Raw genomic sequence first — 16,747 nt, 5'->3', positions numbered from 1 at the left:
CATTGAACCCGATGAAATTATATTCTGACCGTATTACTTCAACTTCCTTGCGCCGTAGCCTGATCGGCGCCGCTGTCCTGGCGCTGTGCAGCGGCAGCGCACTTGCGATCGATCCTTTCGTCATCAAAGATATCCGCGTCGAAGGGATCCAGCGTACGGAAGCCGGTACGGTCTTCAGCTATCTGCCGGTTCGCGTCGGCGAGACCTTCAACGACGACAAATCCATCACCGCCATCAAGGCGCTGTACGCCACCGGTTTCTTCAAGGATGTGAAGCTGGAGAAGGACGGCCAGGTGCTGGTGGTGCTGGTCGAGGAACGTCCGGCCATCGCCAAGGTGGACTTCACCGGCACCAAGGAATTTGAAAAAGACACCCTGGTCAAGGCGCTGAAAGACATCGGCGTGGGCGAGGCCAAGATTTTCGACAAGGCCTCGGTCGACCGCGCCGAACAAGAGCTGAAGCGCCAGTACCTGTCGCATGGCCTGTACGGCGTCAAGGTGGTCACCACGGTGACCCCGATCGAGCGTAACCGCGTCAACGTCACCTTCGCGGTGGACGAGGGCGACGTCGCCAAGATCAAAGAGATCAACATCGTCGGCAACAAGGTATTCAGCGACAAGGAACTGAAAGACCAGCTGGCCCTGAACACCGGCGGCTGGTTCTCGTGGTACACCAAGGCCAATCAGTACTCCAAGACCAAGCTGACCGGCGACATCGAGTCGCTCAAGTCCTACTACCTGAATCGCGGCTACATCGAGATGAACATCGAGTCGACCCAGGTGTCGATCACGCCCGACAAGAAGGACATCTACATCACCATCAACATCACCGAGGGTGAGAAGTACAACGTCAAGGATATCAAGTTCGAAGGCGAGACCTTCGGCCGCGAGGACGAGCTGCGCCAGCTGGTGCTGCTGAAAAAAGGCGCGACCTACTCGGGCGAACTGCTGACCGCCACCAACAAGCTGATTTCGGATCGCCTGGGCACCTTCGGCTACGCCTTCGCCAACGTCAACGCCAACCCGGACATCGACCGTGACAAGCGTGAAGTATCGTTCACCTTCTTCATCGATCCGGGCAAGCGCGCCTACGTGCGCCACATGAACATCGCCGGCAACACCACCACCCGCGATGAGGTGATCCGCCGCGAGTTCCGCCAGTTCGAATCGAGCTGGTACGACGCCAACAAGATCAAGCTGTCGCGCGACCGCGTCGACCGCCTCGGCTACTTCAAGGACGTGACCATCGACACGCCGGAAGCGCAGGGCACTTCCGACCAGGTGGACGTCAACCTGACCGTGACCGAAAAACCGACCGGTAACTTCCAGATCGGCGGCGCGTTCTCGCAGTCGGAGAAGTTCTCGTTCCAGGCGGCGGTCCAGCAGGCCAACTTCGCCGGTTCGGGCACCACCGTGGGCCTGGAGCTGAACACCTCCAAGTACAGCCGCACCATTTCGTTCTCGCAGACCGACCCTTACTACACCGACGACGGCGTGTCGCGCGGCTACGAGCTGTATCTGCGCACCACCAAACCGCCTGCGGTCAACATCGGTTACTACACGATTAAACAGCACGGCGGCCGTATCAGCTGGGGCGTGCCGTTCTCGGAAGTGGACACCGTGTTCTTCGGCATTGGCCTGGAGCGTTCGATGATCACCACCGACGCCACCTCGCCGACCCGCTTCCGCGAGTACGTCAACACCATCAACGGCACCACCACCGGTATCGGCACCGCCACCACCAACGCGGTGCCGCTGACGGCGGCGTGGGCGCGCGACAGCCGCGACTCGTCGCTGACGCCGACCGTGGGCCGCTACCAGCGCGCCAACCTGGAAATCGACGTGGTCGGCCAGCAGAAATACTACCGCGCGGTGTACGAACACCAGTGGTACAAGCCGATCTACCAGAAAGTCACGCTGGCCCTGAAGGGCGAGATCGACTACGGCCGTGGCCTGGGCAGCAGCAGCTACCCGGTGTTCAAGAACTTCTACGGCGGCGGTATCGGTTCGGTGCGCGGCTACTACAGCTCCTCGCTGGGCGCGGTCGACTACACCTATGGCGACGCCCTGGGCGGCGCTTCGCGCCTGATCGGCAATGCCGAGCTGCAGCTGCCGTTCCCTGGCTCGGGCCAGGACCGCAGCCTGCGCTGGTTCGGCTTCATCGACGGCGGCCAGGTCTATCAGGAAGGCGAGAAAATGCGCCTGTCGCAGCTGCGTTACTCGTCCGGCCTGGGCATCAGCTGGATTTCGCCGGTAGGTCCGCTGAAACTGAGTTATGCTAAGCCCCTGAACGCCAAGACCGGCGACCGCCTGGAACGCTTCCAGTTCCAGATGGGCAGCGGTTTCTGATGATCTTGGGCACTAATTTTTATCTCGGAGAAATAAGTTGAAGACTGCATCCGCAACCCTGAGCAAATATCTCGCCGTGCTTGCACTGGGCTGGTGTTCCTTGGCGCCGGTGCAGGCCCAGACCTCGGCCTCGCGCATCGCGTGGATCAGCCCTGAACGCATCTACAATGAGTCCAAGCTGGCCAAGCTGGCCGAGGAAAAACTGAAGGAAGAATTCAAGTCGCGCGAGCGCGCGATGGCCGACATGGCCGGCCGCCTCAAGACCGCGTCGGAAAAGCTGGAAAAGGATGCGCCGACCCTGACCGAGGCCGATCGCGTCAAGCGCCAGCGCGACGTGTTTGAGCTGGATAAGGAATACCAGCGCCGCCAGCGCGAGTTCCGCGAAGACGTCAGCCAGCGCACCAACGAAGAGCGCCAGGCGATTTCGGAACGCGCCACCAAGATCATCAAGCAGCTGGCGGCGGTGGAAGGCTTTGACATCGTGCTGCAGGACGCCGTCTGGGCCAGCAACCGCATCGACATCACCGACAAGGTGCTGGCGGCTTTGGACAAAGACAAATAAAGACAAATAAAACTGATTGGACTACCCGATGGGCACTCGACTAGGAGCATTGGTCGAACGCTTGGGCGGACAGTTGATGGGCGATGCGAACCTGGAAGTGACCGGGATCGCCCCATTGACTGATGCCGGCGTTTCGCACATCAGCTTTCTCAGCAACAGCAAGCTGCGCGCGCAAGCGGCGCAGAGCAAGGCGGCGGCACTGATCGTGTCGGCCGCCGATGACGCCTTCATCGCGGCCGGCTACAGCGGCGCGCGCATCGTCGTCCCGAATCCGTATGTGTATTTCGCCCGCGCGGCGCAGTATTTCGAATCGCTGACGGCCATCGTGCCAGTGGCTGGCGTGCACGCCACCGCCGTGGTGGCGGACAGTGCGCAGGTGGCGCCATCGGCCCACATCGGCCCGCGCGTGGTCATCGAAGACGGCGCCGTGATCGAAGACGGCGCGGTCATCAGCGCCGGCTGCTTCATCGGCCGCGAGGCGGTGATCGGCGAGGGCACCAAGCTGTTTGCCAACGTGACCTTCCATGCGTACTGCCAGATCGGCAAGCGCGGCATCATCCATTCCGGCGCGGTGATCGGCACCGACGGTTTTGGCTTTGCCAACGAAGGCGGCGTGTACATCAAGATTCCGCAGACCGGCCGTGTCATCATCGGCGACGACGTGGATATCGGCGCCAACACCACCATCGACCGTGGCGCGCTGGCCGATACGATTATTGAAGACGGCGTGAAGCTGGACAACCAGATCCAGATCGGCCACAACTGCCATATCGGCGCGCACACGGCGATGGCCGGCTGCGTCGGCGTGGCAGGCAGCGCCAGGATCGGCAAGTACTGCACCTTCGGCGGCGCCGCGATGGTGCTGGGCCATTTGACCATTGTCGACAAGGTGCACGTGGGCTCGGGCAGCATGGTATCGCGCTCGATCCTGGAACCGGGCCAGTACACCGGCTTCTACCCGTTGGCGAAGAACGCCGACTGGGAAAAATCGGCCGTCATCGTACGCAACCTGCCGAGCATGCGCGATAAAATCCGCGCGCTGGAAAAAACCATTAAGACGAAAACAGAAGAAGACGAATCATGACCACTACCGAAACCTCCTCCAAGACGATGGACATCTGCGAAATCAAGTCCTACCTGCCGCACCGCTATCCGCTGCTGCTGGTCGACCGCGTGATTTCGTACGAAGAGGGCAAGACCATCACCGCCATCAAGAACGTGACCGTGAACGAAGAGTTCTTCAACGGCCACTTCCCGCACAAGCCGGTCATGCCGGGCGTGCTGATGATCGAGGCGATGGCGCAGACCGCAGCGCTGCTGTCGTTCAAGACCATGAACCTGAAACCGGACGAGAACTCGGTGGTGTACTTCGTCGGCATCGACGGCGCGCGCTTCAAGCGCCCGGTCGGTCCTGGCGACCAGCTGCGCATGGACGTTGAAATCCTGCGCAATGCGCGCGGCATCTGGAAATACAAGGCGGTCGGCTCGGTCGACGGCCAGGTGGCGGTGGAAGCGGAACTGATGTGCACCATCCGCAGCGCGACCGACGCTTCGCAGCCTGCAGGTTAAGCATCATGGCAAAAATTCATGCCACCGCCGTCGTCGACAGCAAGGCCGAGCTGCACGACAGCGTAGAAATCGGCCCGTACTCGGTGATCGGCCCGAACGTGACCATCGGCTCCGGCACCGTGGTCGGCCCGCACGTGGTGATCGAAGGCCACACCACCATCGGCAGCGACAACAAGTTCTTCCAGTTCTCGTCGATCGGCGCCGCGCCGCAGGACAAGAAGTGGAACGGCGAGCCTACCCGCCTGACCATCGGCGACCGCAACACCATCCGCGAATTCTGCACCTTCAACACCGGCACGGTGCAGGACAAGGGCGTGACCTCGCTCGGCAACGACAACTGGATCTCGGCCTACGTGCACCTGGCGCACGACTGCGTTGTGGGCAGCAACACCATCTTCTCGAACAACGCGCAGATCGCGGGGCACGTGGAGATCGGCGACTACGTCATCATGAGCGGCTTCGCCAACGTGCACCAGTTCTGCAAGATCGGCGCGCACGCGTTTGTCGGCATGAGCACCTCGCTGACCCAGGACGTGCCGCCGTTCGTGCTGTTGAACGGTAATCCGGCAGCGGCGCACGGCGTCAATATCGAAGGCCTGAAACGCCGTGGCTTCACGCGCGAACAGATCAACGGCATCCGTGCTGCGTACAAGATCATCTACCGTTCCGGCAACACGCTGGAAGAAGCCAAGGCGGCGCTGATCGCGGAAGAAGCGGCGGTTCCGGCCGACGTGGCGCTGCACATGCGCGCCATGCGCGAGTTCCTCGATACCGCGTCCCGTGGCATCGTTCGATAAATCGCTGGCGGGGCAACCCGCCATCGCCCTCGTGGCAGGCGAGCCGTCCGGCGACATGCTGGCGGCTCGTTTGCTTTCCGGCCTGCGTCCGCACTTGCCGAATGCACGCTTCCACGGCATTGGCGGCCCGGCGATGATGGAGCACGGCTTCGAATCGCACTGGCCGATGGACCAGCTGACCGTGCGCGGCCTGCTGCCGGTGCTGATGCGCTACCGCGAGTTGAAAGGCATCCAGAGCCAGTTGCGCGACCAGCTGCTGGCCGAGCGGCCGTCGGTGTTTATCGGCGCCGACTATCCGGGTTTTAACCTCGGGCTGGAAGAACAGCTGAAGGCGGCCGGCATCCCGACCATGCACTACATCGGCCCGCAGATCTGGGCCTGGCGCGGTGGACGCATCAAGAAAATCATCCGCGCGGTATCGCACATGCTGGTGGTGTTCCCGTTCGAGGAAGAGATCTACAAGCAGGCCGGCGTGCCGGTTAGCTATGTCGGCCATCCGCTGGCCGAACTGATCCCGATGACGCCGGACGAAAACGCCGCCAAGCGCGCATTGGGCCTGCCGGAAGACGCCAACGTGGTCACCATCATGCCGGGCAGCCGCATGTCGGAGATCAAGTACAACAGCGTGGCCTTCATGCAGGCGGCCAAGCTGCTCAAGCTGCGCGACCGCACGCTGCGTTTCGTCGCGCCGATGGCGGGCGAGCGGCAGAAGGCGTACTTCCAGCAGCTGGTGGCGCAAGCCGGCTTGCAGGATGTCGAGATCCAGCTGCTGGACGGCCTGTCGCACACCGCGATCGCCGCCGCCGATGCGGTCATGGTGGCTTCGGGCACGGCCTCGCTGGAAGTGGCGCTGTTCAAGAAGCCGATGGTCATCGCCTACAAGATGATGGAACTGGAATGGCAAATCCTGCGCCACTTCGGCTACCAGCCGTGGATAGGCTTGCCGAATATCCTGGCGCGCGAATGGCTGGTGCCGGAGCTGCTGCAGCACGCCGCTAGCCCTGAAGCGCTGGCCGAAGCGATGTGGAAGCAGCTCAGCGATGCGCCGCATCGCCTGCGGCTGGCGCAGCGTTTCACCGATATGCATCACAGCCTGCTGCGCAACAGCGCGGCGGAGAGCGCAGCCGCCGTGCTGCGCGTCATTGAAGGACAAAAGTGAAGAACCAAAATTTAGGCCTCTTCGACGACTTGCCGGAATCGCCCGATGAAATCATCTGCGGCGTGGACGAGGCGGGACGCGGGCCGCTGGCCGGCCCGGTGTTTGCGGCCGCCGTCATCCTCTGTCCAACGCGGCCGATTGAGGGCCTGCGCGACTCGAAGAAACTGAACGAAGCCAAGCGCGATATGCTGGCGCCGCTGATCAAGCAGCACGCCGTGGCGTGGGCCATCGCCGAAGCGTCGGAAGAGGAAATCGACAAGCTGAATATTTTGCAGGCCTCCATGCTGGCCATGCGCCGTGCCGTGGAAGCCCTGAGCACCTTGCCGACGCTGGCCCTGATCGACGGCAACCGCTGCCCGGTGATGAAGGTGCAAAGCATCGCGATCGTCGGCGGCGACGACAAGGTGGAAGCCATTTCGGCCGCCTCCATCCTCGCCAAGACCGCGCGCGACGCCGCGTTGGTGACGCTGCATGCGCAGTACCCGCAGTACTGCTTCGACCAGCACAAAGGCTACGGCACCGCGTTGCACCTGGAGCGCCTGCGCGAGCATGGCCCGTCGCCGGTGCATCGCCGTTCGTTCGCGCCGGTGCGCGCCTTGCTGGGAGTGGGCAAATGAAGACGATTACCTCGCGCGACAACGCGCAATACAAGGAACTGGTCAAGCTGGCCGGCAGCCAGCAGGCGCGCCGCAAGGCCGGCCGCACGCTGCTCGACGGTGTGCACCTGTGCGAGTCCTATTTGCAGTTGCGTGGCCTGCCGGAGCAGTGCGTGGTGAGCGAAGGCTCGCTGCAAAATCCGGAAGTGATGGACATTATCGGCAAGCTGGAAGCGCAGCGCGCCCACGTGCTGGCCTTGCCTGATGCGCTGTACAACGCGGTCAGCCAGGTCGAACACGGCGTCGGCGTGATGTTCCTGATCGCCACGCCGGAGCGCGCGGTGACGGTGCCGGTGAGCGTGTCGGCAGTGCTGCTGGACGGCGTGCAGGATCCGGGCAACGTGGGCTCCATCTTGCGCAGCGCGGCGGCGGCGGGTATCAAGCAAGTGTACTGCAGCGCCGGCACGGCATTCTGCTGGTCGCCGAAAGTGCTGCGGGCCGCGATGGGCGCGCACTTCGTGCTCGATATCTTTGAAAACGTTGACCTCGCGGAGCTGGTGCGCAACGCCAAAGTGCAGACGCTGGCCACTAGCGGCTACGCCACCCAGCGCCTGTACGACGTCGACTTGCGCGTGCCGACCGCGTGGCTGTTCGGCCACGAAGGGCAGGGCGTGGCGGACGACCTGCTGTCGCTGGCCTCGCACAAAGTGGTGATCCCACACCTCGGGCAGGTGGAATCGCTCAACGTCGCGGCTTGCGCGGCAGTTTGCTTTTTCGAGCAAGTAAGGCAGAATCAGGCTTAAGAACACACCGGAGCCGTACATGGATATCGCGCAGTTGCATTTTCTGGTAGCCGAAGGGGATCAGGTTCAACGCCATGCGCTGGCCGATATCCTTGTGCATGTCGGCGTCGGACGGATTACGCAGGCGCCGGATGGGCACACGGCGCTGCGCCACTTCAACGCCGGCATCACGCCGGCGGTGGACATCGCCATCATCGACCTGGCGCTGCCGGGCATGGATGCGCTGGAACTGATCCGCCGCCTCGGCGAGGCGAAATGCAAGGCCGGCATTATCGTGGTTGGCGCACAGACCAACGCGGTGCTGTTCTCTGTCGAGACGATGGCGCTGGCCTACGGCGTCAACGTGCTGGGCGCGATTGGCAAGCCGGTGATCGGCAGCCGTTTGATGGCGCTGGTGCAGAATTACGTGCAGCCGGGCGAGGGGCACGGCGCACGTGCGCCGGTGCAGAAACTGTCGTTTGCCGAAGTGGGGCAAGGCTTGCAGGCGAAGGAGTTCGATCCCTTCTTCCAACCTAAAATCGAACTGGAAACCGGGCAGGTAAAAGGCCTGGAAATGTTCGCACGCTGGCGCCATCCGCTGCACGGCGTGCTGGGGCCTGCCTCCTTCATGCAGGCGCTGGAAGATAATCGTCGCGTCGATTTCCTCGACTGGACCATGATCGAAAAATCGGTCGCCGCCTGCCGCCAGCTGCATGACCAGGGTGTGCCGATCTCGGTGTCGATCAATGTGGACCAGAGTACGCTGGCGCATCCGCAATTCATGGAGCAGATCGCGGCCTGCCTTGAGCGGCACCGCATCATGGCTGACTACATCACGTTTGAAATGACCGAATCGTCGGTGTTGAGCACCGACCCGCACTTCCTCGAACGCCTGCTGCGCCTGCGCATGAAAGGCTTCGGGCTGGCGATCGACGACTATGGCACCGGGCGCAGCAACCTGCAACTGCTGGCGCGCATTCCATTCTCTGAACTGAAGATCGACCGCAGCTTCGTCGACGGCGCCTCCAAGCGCGCCGCCATCGGCACCGTGCTGCGCTCCTGCCTCGGCCTGGCGCGCAGCCTTGACCGCAAATCGGTGGCGGTCGGCGTCGAGACCAAACAGGATTGGGACTTCCTGCAAGGCTTGGGCTGCACCTACGCCCAAGGCTACTACATCGCCAAACCGATGCCAGTCGAAGAATTCCCGACCTGGCTGGCCGACTGGCAGCACTTCTTCTGAACCTGAGCGCGTACCTAAAGCAGGCCCGCCTTCACCGTGCGCCGAATTTCCGCCAGTACGGCATCGACAGCCGAGGAATAGTCGTCGCACATATAGCTGCTGAACTCGCGTTCCTCGGGCGAGCCGGAATCAACATCGACCAGTTGCAGCGCAAAGCTAAACCGGAGCTTGAGATCGCCGTCGGGCGTCTCGAGAATTTCATTCACAATGAGGCCGTCCATCGGTCCCGAAAGACGCGCAAACACGGTTTTTTTGGGCGGATAAAAGGTGACGCGCTCACGTGCGATTTCCCCACGTATTGCAACGTCGCGTATCAGCCCAGTTTCAGTATCTTCGATTATTTCGCACCGCGTCATCGAAGGAATAAACGGAACGCCGTTGCGCGCTTTGCGCTGCAATCCCGCCCATACCTGCGCTCGGCTTAACAGTGGATCGCCTTGCTCGCGAAAGCGGTTGACCGAGACTTCTTTGACGGCGTAGATCATATTCCCCCTTGTAGATGCCCAACCGCTGCATCATCCGTCAGAATCGGCACGGGATAAATGGGGGTAAATGGGAATGACTGATCCAAAACTGGCGTAATCCTGCGACATCGCCCGCTACTGGCGCAGATGCTCCTGCAAGAATTCGATGAAGCGCTGGGTTTTTGCCGGCAGCAAGCGGGTTTCAGTGATCGCATACACGGGCGTGGACTGGCCACGCCAGTCGGGCAGCACGCGTTGCAAGCGCCCGGCAGCCAATTCTTCTGCCGCAACTTCTTCCGGCAGCATGATGATGCCCAGATCCAGCGTGGCCAAGCGCCTGAACATACCCACGCTATTGACCAGGAAGCGTCCCGCCACCTCCACCTCAATCGTCTCGGCATCGCGGTGCAGGGTCCAGCGCCCCGATTTTGGAAAGCCCAGGCACTCGTGCCGTACCAGGTCGGCCGGGTGCTGCGGCACGCCATGCTGCGCCAGATACTGGGGCGACGCGTATAGCTGCACCGACAAGCGGGCCAACAGCCGGGCAATCAGGTTGGAGTCGGATTGCTCGCCCATGCGGATCGCGATGTCAAAGGGCTCGGTCACCAGGTCCACCCTGCGGGGCGTCAAATCAAATTCAAAGGTAATGCCCGGAAACCGCCGGGAAAACTCGGCGATCAACGGCGCCATGTAGATCGTGGCGAAGTCCACCGGCAAGGAGGCCCGCAATACGCCAGTCGGTTGGGCGAGCATCTCTCCCAGTTGCTCATGGGCGATACGCGCTTCGTCCACGATGCGCCGGCAGCGCTCGTAGTAAAGCTGCCCGGCTTCAGTGAGCTCAACTCTGCGCGTGGTCCGGTGCAGCAGCCGCAAGCCGATGTGCTTCTCCAGCGCAGCGATGCGCCTCGACAAGGTGGAGTTCGGTATTCCCGAAACGTCGGCCGCGCGCCGGAAGCTCAAGGTGCTCGCCACCTCGATAAACAGGGCCATGTCATTGAGCAGTTCCATCGATTACGCCATTTTTGGATCAATCCTTCCCATTGTACCCCCTTTATCCCATTTGTGAATTGGCTGAAGATACGTTCATCGCACCTCATCGCCAACGGCGGCCAGGCACGCATCTAACTCACTCTACAAGGAAAACGCCATGAGCAATACTCTCACCCCAGTCCGTATCGGCCGCTACGATCTTCCCAACCGCCTGGTGATGGCGCCGATGACGCGGTCGCGCGCTGGCGACGACGGCGTCGCCAGCGACCTGGCCGTGACCTACTACGCGCAGCGCGCCAGCGCCGGCTTGATCATCAGCGAAGGTGTTTTCCCTTCCGCGCTCGGCAAGGGCTATGTGCACACGCCTGGCATCGAGACCCCCGAACAGGTCGCGGCCTGGAAAAAAGTGACTGACGCCGTGCACGAACGCGGTGGCCGGATCTTCATGCAGATGATGCATTGCGGCCGTATTTCCCATCCGTCGTTGCTGAACGGCGAAACGCCGGTGGCGCCTTCGGCCATCAAGCCAGCCGGCCAGGCATGGACCAGCACCGGCCAGATGGACTTCGTAGAACCTCGCGCCTTGAGCACCGCCGAAGTAGCGAGCGTCATCGACGATTACCGTCAGGCCACGCGCCGCGCCATCGAAGCCGGTTTCGACGGTGTCGAGCTGCACGCCGCATCCGGCTACCTGCCAGAGCAATTCCTGTCCTCCGGCAGCAATCAGCGCCAGGATCAATACGGCGGCTCGGTGGAAAACCGCGCCCGCTTCGTGCTGGAAACGCTGGATGCGATGGCTGAAGAGGCCGGTGCGGACCGCGTCGGCATCAAGATCTCGCCGGAAATGAATTACAACAGCATCACCGATGCCGATCCGCAGCACACCTATCGTTATCTGGTGGAGCAATTGCGCGGCAAGGGCTTGGCTTACCTGCACGTAGCGCTGTTCGGTACGCAGACCGACTACCACGGCGTCCTGCGCCCGCTGTTTGACGGTACCTACCTGATGGGCAGCGGCTTGACGCAACAGCGCGCCGAGGCCGTTCTCGCAGAGGGCAAGGCCGACGCCACCGTGTTCGGCGCTGCCTTCTTGGCCAACCCGGATCTGCCGGAGCGCTTCCGCCGGGGCGCCGCATTGAACGAAGCGGACCGCAATACCTTTTTCGCGCCACCGACCGCGCACGGCTATATCGATTACCCGGCTCTGGGCGTGTCCCAAGCCGCTTAAGGCGCAGCACCAACAAGAAAGGCAATCCTCATGAGCACCACTATCGCCCGCATGCAGCAAGCCAGCCGAGGCAGCCAATTCCGTGCTGTCCGCCTGCACGGTTCGGAGCCGGCGCAGCTTGACCCTTTCATGGGCATCGACCATGCGTGGATGAGCGCGCCAACATTCCCACCGCATCCTCATGCCGGCTTCTCGGCCGTGACCTATCTGTTCCAGGATTCCGAAACGGATATCGCCAATCAGGACTCGTTGGGCAACAGCGTCATGATCAAGCCGGGCGGATTGCACTGGACGGCGGCAGGCCGCGGGGTGGTGCACCGGGAAGACCCTGCCGTTCTGGGCCGTACCGCCCACCTGCTGCAGATCTTCATCAATCTGCCACAGCACAAACAAAACGACGCACCGTTCGCATTGACGCTGGCGCCGCAAGATGTGCCGGTGGTGCAGCAACCGGGCCTGACCGTCCGCGTACCGATCGGCAGCTACGGCGATCACCAATCGCCGTTGACGCCGCCAACGGATGTCACGCTGCTCGATGTGTTCATGGACGCCGGCGCTGTCTTCACGCTGCCGGTCGCAGCGGGGCAGCGCGCCTTCTTCATGCCGATATCGGGCAACGCTGAACTCGATGGGCAGCCATTCGGCCTTGACGATCTTGGCGCACCCATTGTGTCGCCGGGCGCCGCCGCGAGCAGCCACCGGCTGGTCGCCAGTGGCGGCGGCGCGCAGCTTGCCGTATTTATCGGTCAACCACTGAATCAACCCGTACTTTCCAACGGGCCGATGGCTTTTGCCACCAAGGAGAGCCTGAATGCGGCAGTCGCCGCCTACCACCGTGGCGATATGGGAAGCCTGTAGGCATCGCCACTAAACCAACCCCGGAGAACTGCCATGAAAGTAGAACGCTTTACCGCCGAAAATACCGCACTGCTGCTGATCGATCACCAGGTAGGCACCATGCAACTGATTAAAAACATCGACAAGGAACTCGCCGCCAAGCAATCGATTGCTCTGGCCAAAATGGCGAAGATCCTGAACCTGCCGACCATCATCACGTCCAGCCAGGAAGATCGTGCCCAAGGCCCGATCCTGCCTGAAATTGCCGAAATTCTGCCGCAAGCACACGCCGCCCGTGTTAAACGTCCGGGCGTGGTCAATGCCTGGGCCTATCCAGCCTTCCGCGACGCGGTGCTGGCCACCGGCCGCAAGAACCTGATCATGGCTGGCGTGACCACCGACGTCTGCCTGATCTTTCCCGCCATCGATGCGGCGCAAGAAGGCTTTAACGTGCAGGCGGTGATGGATGCTTCTGGTTCGCCGAGCGAGTTGTCCGAAGAATTCGCGCGCCAACGCATGCATGATGCCGGCGTTGTGCTGACCGCGACCAACACCCTGATGGCGGAGATCGCCCAGGATTGGTCGACGCCTGACGGTCAACAGCTGATTACCCTGCTGTTCACCGATGTGTTTCCCGCGCTCGGCGCCGGCATTGCCTGACAGGCCGGGGCGCTAGTACTCGCGGCGGTCCGGCTTGATTTCTTGCAGGATCGTCGTCGAGATTTCCTCGATCGACTTGGTGGTCGAGGACAGCCAGCGGATGCCTTCGCGTTTCATCATCAGCTCAGCTTCATTGACCTCATAGCGGCAGTTTTCCAGCGCCGCATACTTGCTGCCTGCGCGGCGCTCGTTGCGGATCTCGCTCAGGCGTTCCGGCGTGATCGTCAGGCCGAAGATCTTGCTCTTGAACTCATACAGCGACGACGGCAGCTTGCCGCGTTCGAAGTCGTCCGGGATCAGCGGGTAGTTGGCCGCCTTGATCCCGTATTGCATTGCCAGGTACAAGCTGGTCGGCGTCTTGCCCGAGCGCGACACGCCGACCAGAATCACATCCGCCGACGACAAATTCTTGTGCGACTGGCCGTCATCATGTGCCAGCGAGAAATTGATCGCCTCGATCCGGTTCTTGTATTCCTCGCTGTCGACGATGTTGTGCGAGCGCCCAATCGTGTGGGTGGACTTCACACCCAGCTCTTGTTCCAGCGGAGCAACAAACGTCTGGAACATGTCCATATACATGCCCTTGCATAGACGAATGACGTCCGACAACTCGGTCTTGACCAGCGTCGAAAAGATGATCGGGCGCTGACCGTCGGTGGCAAACGCCTCGTTGATTTTGCGCACCGCATCATGCGCCTTGTCCAGCGTATCGATGAACGGCAGCCGCACCTGGCGGAAGCGCAGCTCGAACTGGGTCAGCACGGAATGACCGAAGGTTTCAGCAGTAATACCGGTTCCGTCCGAGACAAAAAAGACGGTGCGGGCGGCGGAAGGCAGTTGTGGTCGTTGTTCTTGTGTCATGTAGAGGTTGCAATCGGGTATTGTGGTTCGTCAATTCGCGCCGCAGGCTGTAGAATTAGCGCCAATGGTTTTATTGTGCTGCACGACGAACAGAATAACAAGAAACAAGTCTGCGCCTCGCTGGAAGATTTCTATCATCAAAAAGGTGTAATTATGTCCAACGCAGCATTGAAGGAGCAAAACAACGAAGCAGTCTACGTTGCCTCGTTCGAAAACTTACGCATGACGGATGTTGAATCCGTCGGCGGCAAGAACGCCTCTCTCGGCGAAATGATCAGCCAACTGGCGGAAGCCGGCGTGCGCGTGCCAGGTGGTTTCGCCACCACGGCACAGGCTTTCCGCGACTTCCTGTCCTACAGCGAAGCCGGCGGCAAGTCGCTGGCCGACCGTATCGCCGATCGCCTCGCCGACCTGAACATTGACGACGTGCGCTCGCTGGCCCAGGCCGGCGCCGAGATCCGTCAATGGATCATCGAAACCCCATTCCAGCCACGCCTGGAAGCGGAAATCAAAACCTTCTACGACAAACTGGTCGCCGATTCGTCGACTGAAATGTCGTTCGCCGTGCGTTCCTCTGCAACGGCTGAAGATCTGCCGGACGCATCGTTCGCAGGTCAGCAGGAGACCTTCCTGAACGTGGTCGGCATCGAGAATGTGCTGGACGCGATGAAGCACGTATTCGCTTCGCTGTACAACGACCGCGCCATCTCGTACCGCGTGCACAAAGGCTTCACCCACGCCGAAGTGGCGCTGTCGGCCGGCGTGCAACGCATGGTCCGTTCCGACCTCGGCGCGGCCGGCGTGATGTTCACCATCGACACCGAGTCCGGCTTCAAAGACGTGGTGTTCGTCACCTCGAGCTACGGCTTGGGCGAAACCGTGGTGCAGGGCGCCGTCAATCCGGACGAATTCTACGTCCACAAGCCGATGCTGGAAAAAGGCAAATCGCCTGTCATCCGCCGCAACATCGGCTCCAAGCTGATCAAGATGGAGTTCACCGCCGAAGCCAAGGCTGGCCGTTCGGTGAAGACCGTCGACGTTCCGGTTGAACTGCGCAACCGCTACTCGCTGAACGACCAGGAAGTGGTGGAGCTGGCCAAGTACGCCGTCATCATCGAAAACCACTACGGCCGTCCGATGGACATCGAGTGGGGCAAGGATGGCCGCGACGGCAAGCTGTACATCCTGCAAGCGCGTCCTGAGACCGTGAAATCGCAGCAGAAAGCCACCGACGTGCAGCAGCGCTTCAAGCTGAAGTCGTCGGGCACCGTGCTGGCCTCGGGCCGCGCGATCGGCCAGAAGATCGGCGCCGGTCCGGTGCGTGTGATCCACGATCCGTCGGAAATGGAACGCGTGCAGCCGGGCGACGTGCTGGTGGCCGACATGACCGACCCGAACTGGGAACCGGTGATGAAGCGTGCTTCCGCCATCGTCACCAACCGTGGCGGCCGTACCTGCCACGCGGCGATTATCGCGCGTGAACTGGGCGTGCCTGCAGTGGTGGGTTGCGGCGACGCGACCGACGTGCTGAAAGACGGCACCTTCGTGACCGTGTCTTGCGCCGAAGGCGATGAAGGCAGGATCTACGACGGTCTGCTGGAAACCGAAGTGTCGGAAGTGTCGCGCGGCGAGCTGCCTAAGCTGCCGACCAAGATTATGCTGAACGTGGGTAACCCGCAGCTGGCGTTCGACTTCCAGGCCGTGCCGAACGGCGGCGTGGGTCTGGCCCGTCTTGAGTTCATCATCAACAACAACATCGGCGTGCACCCGAAAGCGATTCTGGAATACCCGAACATCGACGCGGACCTGAAGAAAGCAGTGGAGTCGGTCGCACGCGGCCACGCTTCGCCACGCGCCTTCTACGTCGACAAGCTTGCCGAAGGTATCGCCACCATCGCCGCTGCGTTCTGGCCGAAACCAGTGATCGTGCGTCTGTCGGACTTCAAGTCCAACGAGTACAAGAAACTGATCGGCGGTTCGCGCTACGAGCCGGATGAAGAAAACCCGATGCTGGGCTTCCGCGGCGCGGCACGTTACCTGGCCGACGACTTCGCCGGCGCATTCGAAATGGAATGCGCAGCGATGAAGCGCGTGCGTAACGACATGGGCCTGACCAACGTCGAGATCATGGTGCCGTTCGTGCGTACCCTGGGCCAGGCCGAGAAGGTGGTGAACCTGCTCGGCAAGAACGGTCTGGTGCGCGGCGAGAACGGCCTGCGCCTGATCATGATGTGCGAAGTGCCTTCGAACGCGATTCTGGCGGAGCGCTTCCTCGAGCACTTCGACGGTTTCTCGATCGGCTCCAACGACCTGACCCAGCTGACGCTGGGCCTGGACCGCGATTCCGGCATGGCGCTGCTGGCGGCCGACTTCGACGAGCGCGACGACGCGGTGAAAGCCCTGCTGTCGCAAGCGATCAAGGCCTGCCGCGCGCAGGGCAAGTACATCGGTATTTGCGGCCAGGGTCCTTCCGACCACCCGGACTTCGCGGCGTGGCTGATGGAACAGGGCATCGAATCGATGTCGCTGAACCCTGACTCGGTGATCGACACCTGGCAGAAACTGGCCAGCCTGCAGAAGTGATTGACGCAGCCTGAAAATGGTATAGACTGGAGTTATCGAATTTAGTAGCAAAAAACTCTATCAATACCATC

General features: G+C 61.7%; 16 protein-coding genes. 13 read left to right on the top strand and 3 right to left on the bottom strand.

From position 1 onward, the window contains the following. The first annotated feature begins 11 nt into the window (after nucleotides 1-11). The 9 genes from bamA to BMZ70_RS06970 are packed head-to-tail and all read left to right on the top strand — an operon-like array spanning nucleotide 12 to nucleotide 9,053. A complete protein-coding gene (gene bamA, locus BMZ70_RS07010) occupies nucleotides 12-2,348 on the top strand; it encodes an outer membrane protein assembly factor BamA (RefSeq protein WP_092271585.1) in 2,337 nt (778 codons plus the stop codon). Nucleotides 2,349-2,385: 37 nt separating this feature from the next. Beyond that, entirely contained in the window at nucleotides 2,386-2,910 is a 525-nt protein-coding gene (locus tag BMZ70_RS07005; protein ID WP_092271583.1) for an OmpH/Skp family outer membrane protein, read from the top strand. A 28-nt stretch (nucleotides 2,911-2,938) separates the two neighbouring features. After that, nucleotides 2,939-3,994, top strand: a complete 1,056-nt coding sequence (lpxD, locus tag BMZ70_RS07000; protein WP_092277640.1) for a UDP-3-O-(3-hydroxymyristoyl)glucosamine N-acyltransferase — start codon at nucleotides 2,939-2,941, stop codon at nucleotides 3,992-3,994. Continuing rightward, the gene (gene fabZ, locus BMZ70_RS06995; protein WP_092271581.1) at nucleotides 3,991-4,479 is read left to right on the top strand and encodes a 3-hydroxyacyl-ACP dehydratase FabZ; all 489 of its coding nucleotides are present in this window, start codon (nucleotides 3,991-3,993) and stop codon (nucleotides 4,477-4,479) included. Before lpxD ends, fabZ begins: the two co-directional genes overlap by 4 nt. Before the next feature lie 5 nt (nucleotides 4,480-4,484). Continuing rightward, nucleotides 4,485-5,276 carry an acyl-ACP--UDP-N-acetylglucosamine O-acyltransferase gene (lpxA, locus tag BMZ70_RS06990; protein WP_092271580.1) on the top strand — a complete coding sequence of 264 codons (792 nt, stop codon included), beginning with the start codon at nucleotides 4,485-4,487 and terminating at the stop codon, nucleotides 5,274-5,276. Further along, complete coding sequence (gene lpxB / locus BMZ70_RS06985; protein ID WP_255372216.1) at nucleotides 5,260-6,435, top strand: lipid-A-disaccharide synthase; 1,176 nt, start codon at nucleotides 5,260-5,262, stop codon at nucleotides 6,433-6,435. Before lpxA ends, lpxB begins: the two co-directional genes overlap by 17 nt. Continuing rightward, nucleotides 6,432-7,052 (top strand): ribonuclease HII, encoded by a 621-nt coding sequence (gene rnhB / locus BMZ70_RS06980; RefSeq protein WP_092271578.1) that lies wholly within the window; start codon nucleotides 6,432-6,434, stop codon nucleotides 7,050-7,052. Before lpxB ends, rnhB begins: the two co-directional genes overlap by 4 nt. Further along, the gene (locus BMZ70_RS06975; protein WP_092271576.1) at nucleotides 7,049-7,834 is read left to right on the top strand and encodes a TrmH family RNA methyltransferase; all 786 of its coding nucleotides are present in this window, start codon (nucleotides 7,049-7,051) and stop codon (nucleotides 7,832-7,834) included. Before rnhB ends, BMZ70_RS06975 begins: the two co-directional genes overlap by 4 nt. Before the next feature lie 19 nt (nucleotides 7,835-7,853). Beyond that, nucleotides 7,854-9,053 carry an EAL domain-containing response regulator gene (locus tag BMZ70_RS06970; protein WP_092271574.1) on the top strand — a complete coding sequence of 400 codons (1,200 nt, stop codon included), beginning with the start codon at nucleotides 7,854-7,856 and terminating at the stop codon, nucleotides 9,051-9,053. 14 nt (nucleotides 9,054-9,067) lie between these two features. Here the strand turns inward: BMZ70_RS06970 and BMZ70_RS06965 are convergent, their stop codons facing one another. Both BMZ70_RS06965 and BMZ70_RS06960 read right to left on the bottom strand, forming a co-directional pair. Beyond that, the gene (locus tag BMZ70_RS06965; protein ID WP_092271572.1) at nucleotides 9,068-9,538 is read right to left on the bottom strand and encodes an SRPBCC family protein; all 471 of its coding nucleotides are present in this window, start codon (nucleotides 9,536-9,538) and stop codon (nucleotides 9,068-9,070) included. A gap of 114 nt (nucleotides 9,539-9,652) precedes the next feature. Beyond that, nucleotides 9,653-10,525 (bottom strand): LysR family transcriptional regulator, encoded by an 873-nt coding sequence (locus BMZ70_RS06960; protein ID WP_092271570.1) that lies wholly within the window; start codon nucleotides 10,523-10,525, stop codon nucleotides 9,653-9,655. Nucleotides 10,526-10,664: 139 nt separating this feature from the next. On the opposite strand from BMZ70_RS06960, the gene BMZ70_RS06955 reads away from it, so the two are divergent. The 3 genes from BMZ70_RS06955 to BMZ70_RS06945 are packed head-to-tail and all read left to right on the top strand — an operon-like array spanning nucleotide 10,665 to nucleotide 13,232. Then, entirely contained in the window at nucleotides 10,665-11,735 is a 1,071-nt protein-coding gene (locus BMZ70_RS06955; protein ID WP_092271568.1) for an alkene reductase, read from the top strand. Between the two features lie 30 nt (nucleotides 11,736-11,765). Continuing rightward, nucleotides 11,766-12,593 (top strand): pirin family protein, encoded by an 828-nt coding sequence (locus tag BMZ70_RS06950; protein WP_092271567.1) that lies wholly within the window; start codon nucleotides 11,766-11,768, stop codon nucleotides 12,591-12,593. A gap of 33 nt (nucleotides 12,594-12,626) precedes the next feature. Further along, nucleotides 12,627-13,232, top strand: a complete 606-nt coding sequence (locus tag BMZ70_RS06945; RefSeq protein ID WP_092271565.1) for an isochorismatase family protein — start codon at nucleotides 12,627-12,629, stop codon at nucleotides 13,230-13,232. A 12-nt stretch (nucleotides 13,233-13,244) separates the two neighbouring features. On the opposite strand, the gene BMZ70_RS06940 is transcribed toward BMZ70_RS06945, so the two are convergent. Then, nucleotides 13,245-14,093 (bottom strand): posphoenolpyruvate synthetase regulatory kinase/phosphorylase PpsR, encoded by an 849-nt coding sequence (locus BMZ70_RS06940; RefSeq protein ID WP_092271563.1) that lies wholly within the window; start codon nucleotides 14,091-14,093, stop codon nucleotides 13,245-13,247. 153 nt (nucleotides 14,094-14,246) lie between these two features. Between BMZ70_RS06940 and ppsA the strand changes: the two genes are divergently transcribed. Then, entirely contained in the window at nucleotides 14,247-16,676 is a 2,430-nt protein-coding gene (gene ppsA / locus BMZ70_RS06935) for a phosphoenolpyruvate synthase (protein WP_092277636.1), read from the top strand. Nucleotides 16,677-16,747: the final 71 nt, after the last annotated feature.

It is taken from the genome of Duganella sp. CF402, assembly GCF_900109645.1.
Taxonomy (GTDB): Bacteria; Pseudomonadota; Gammaproteobacteria; order Burkholderiales; family Burkholderiaceae_D; genus Rugamonas.
Note: the sequence above shows the minus strand (reverse complement) of the source record. Positions and strands in the feature narration are given on the sequence as shown.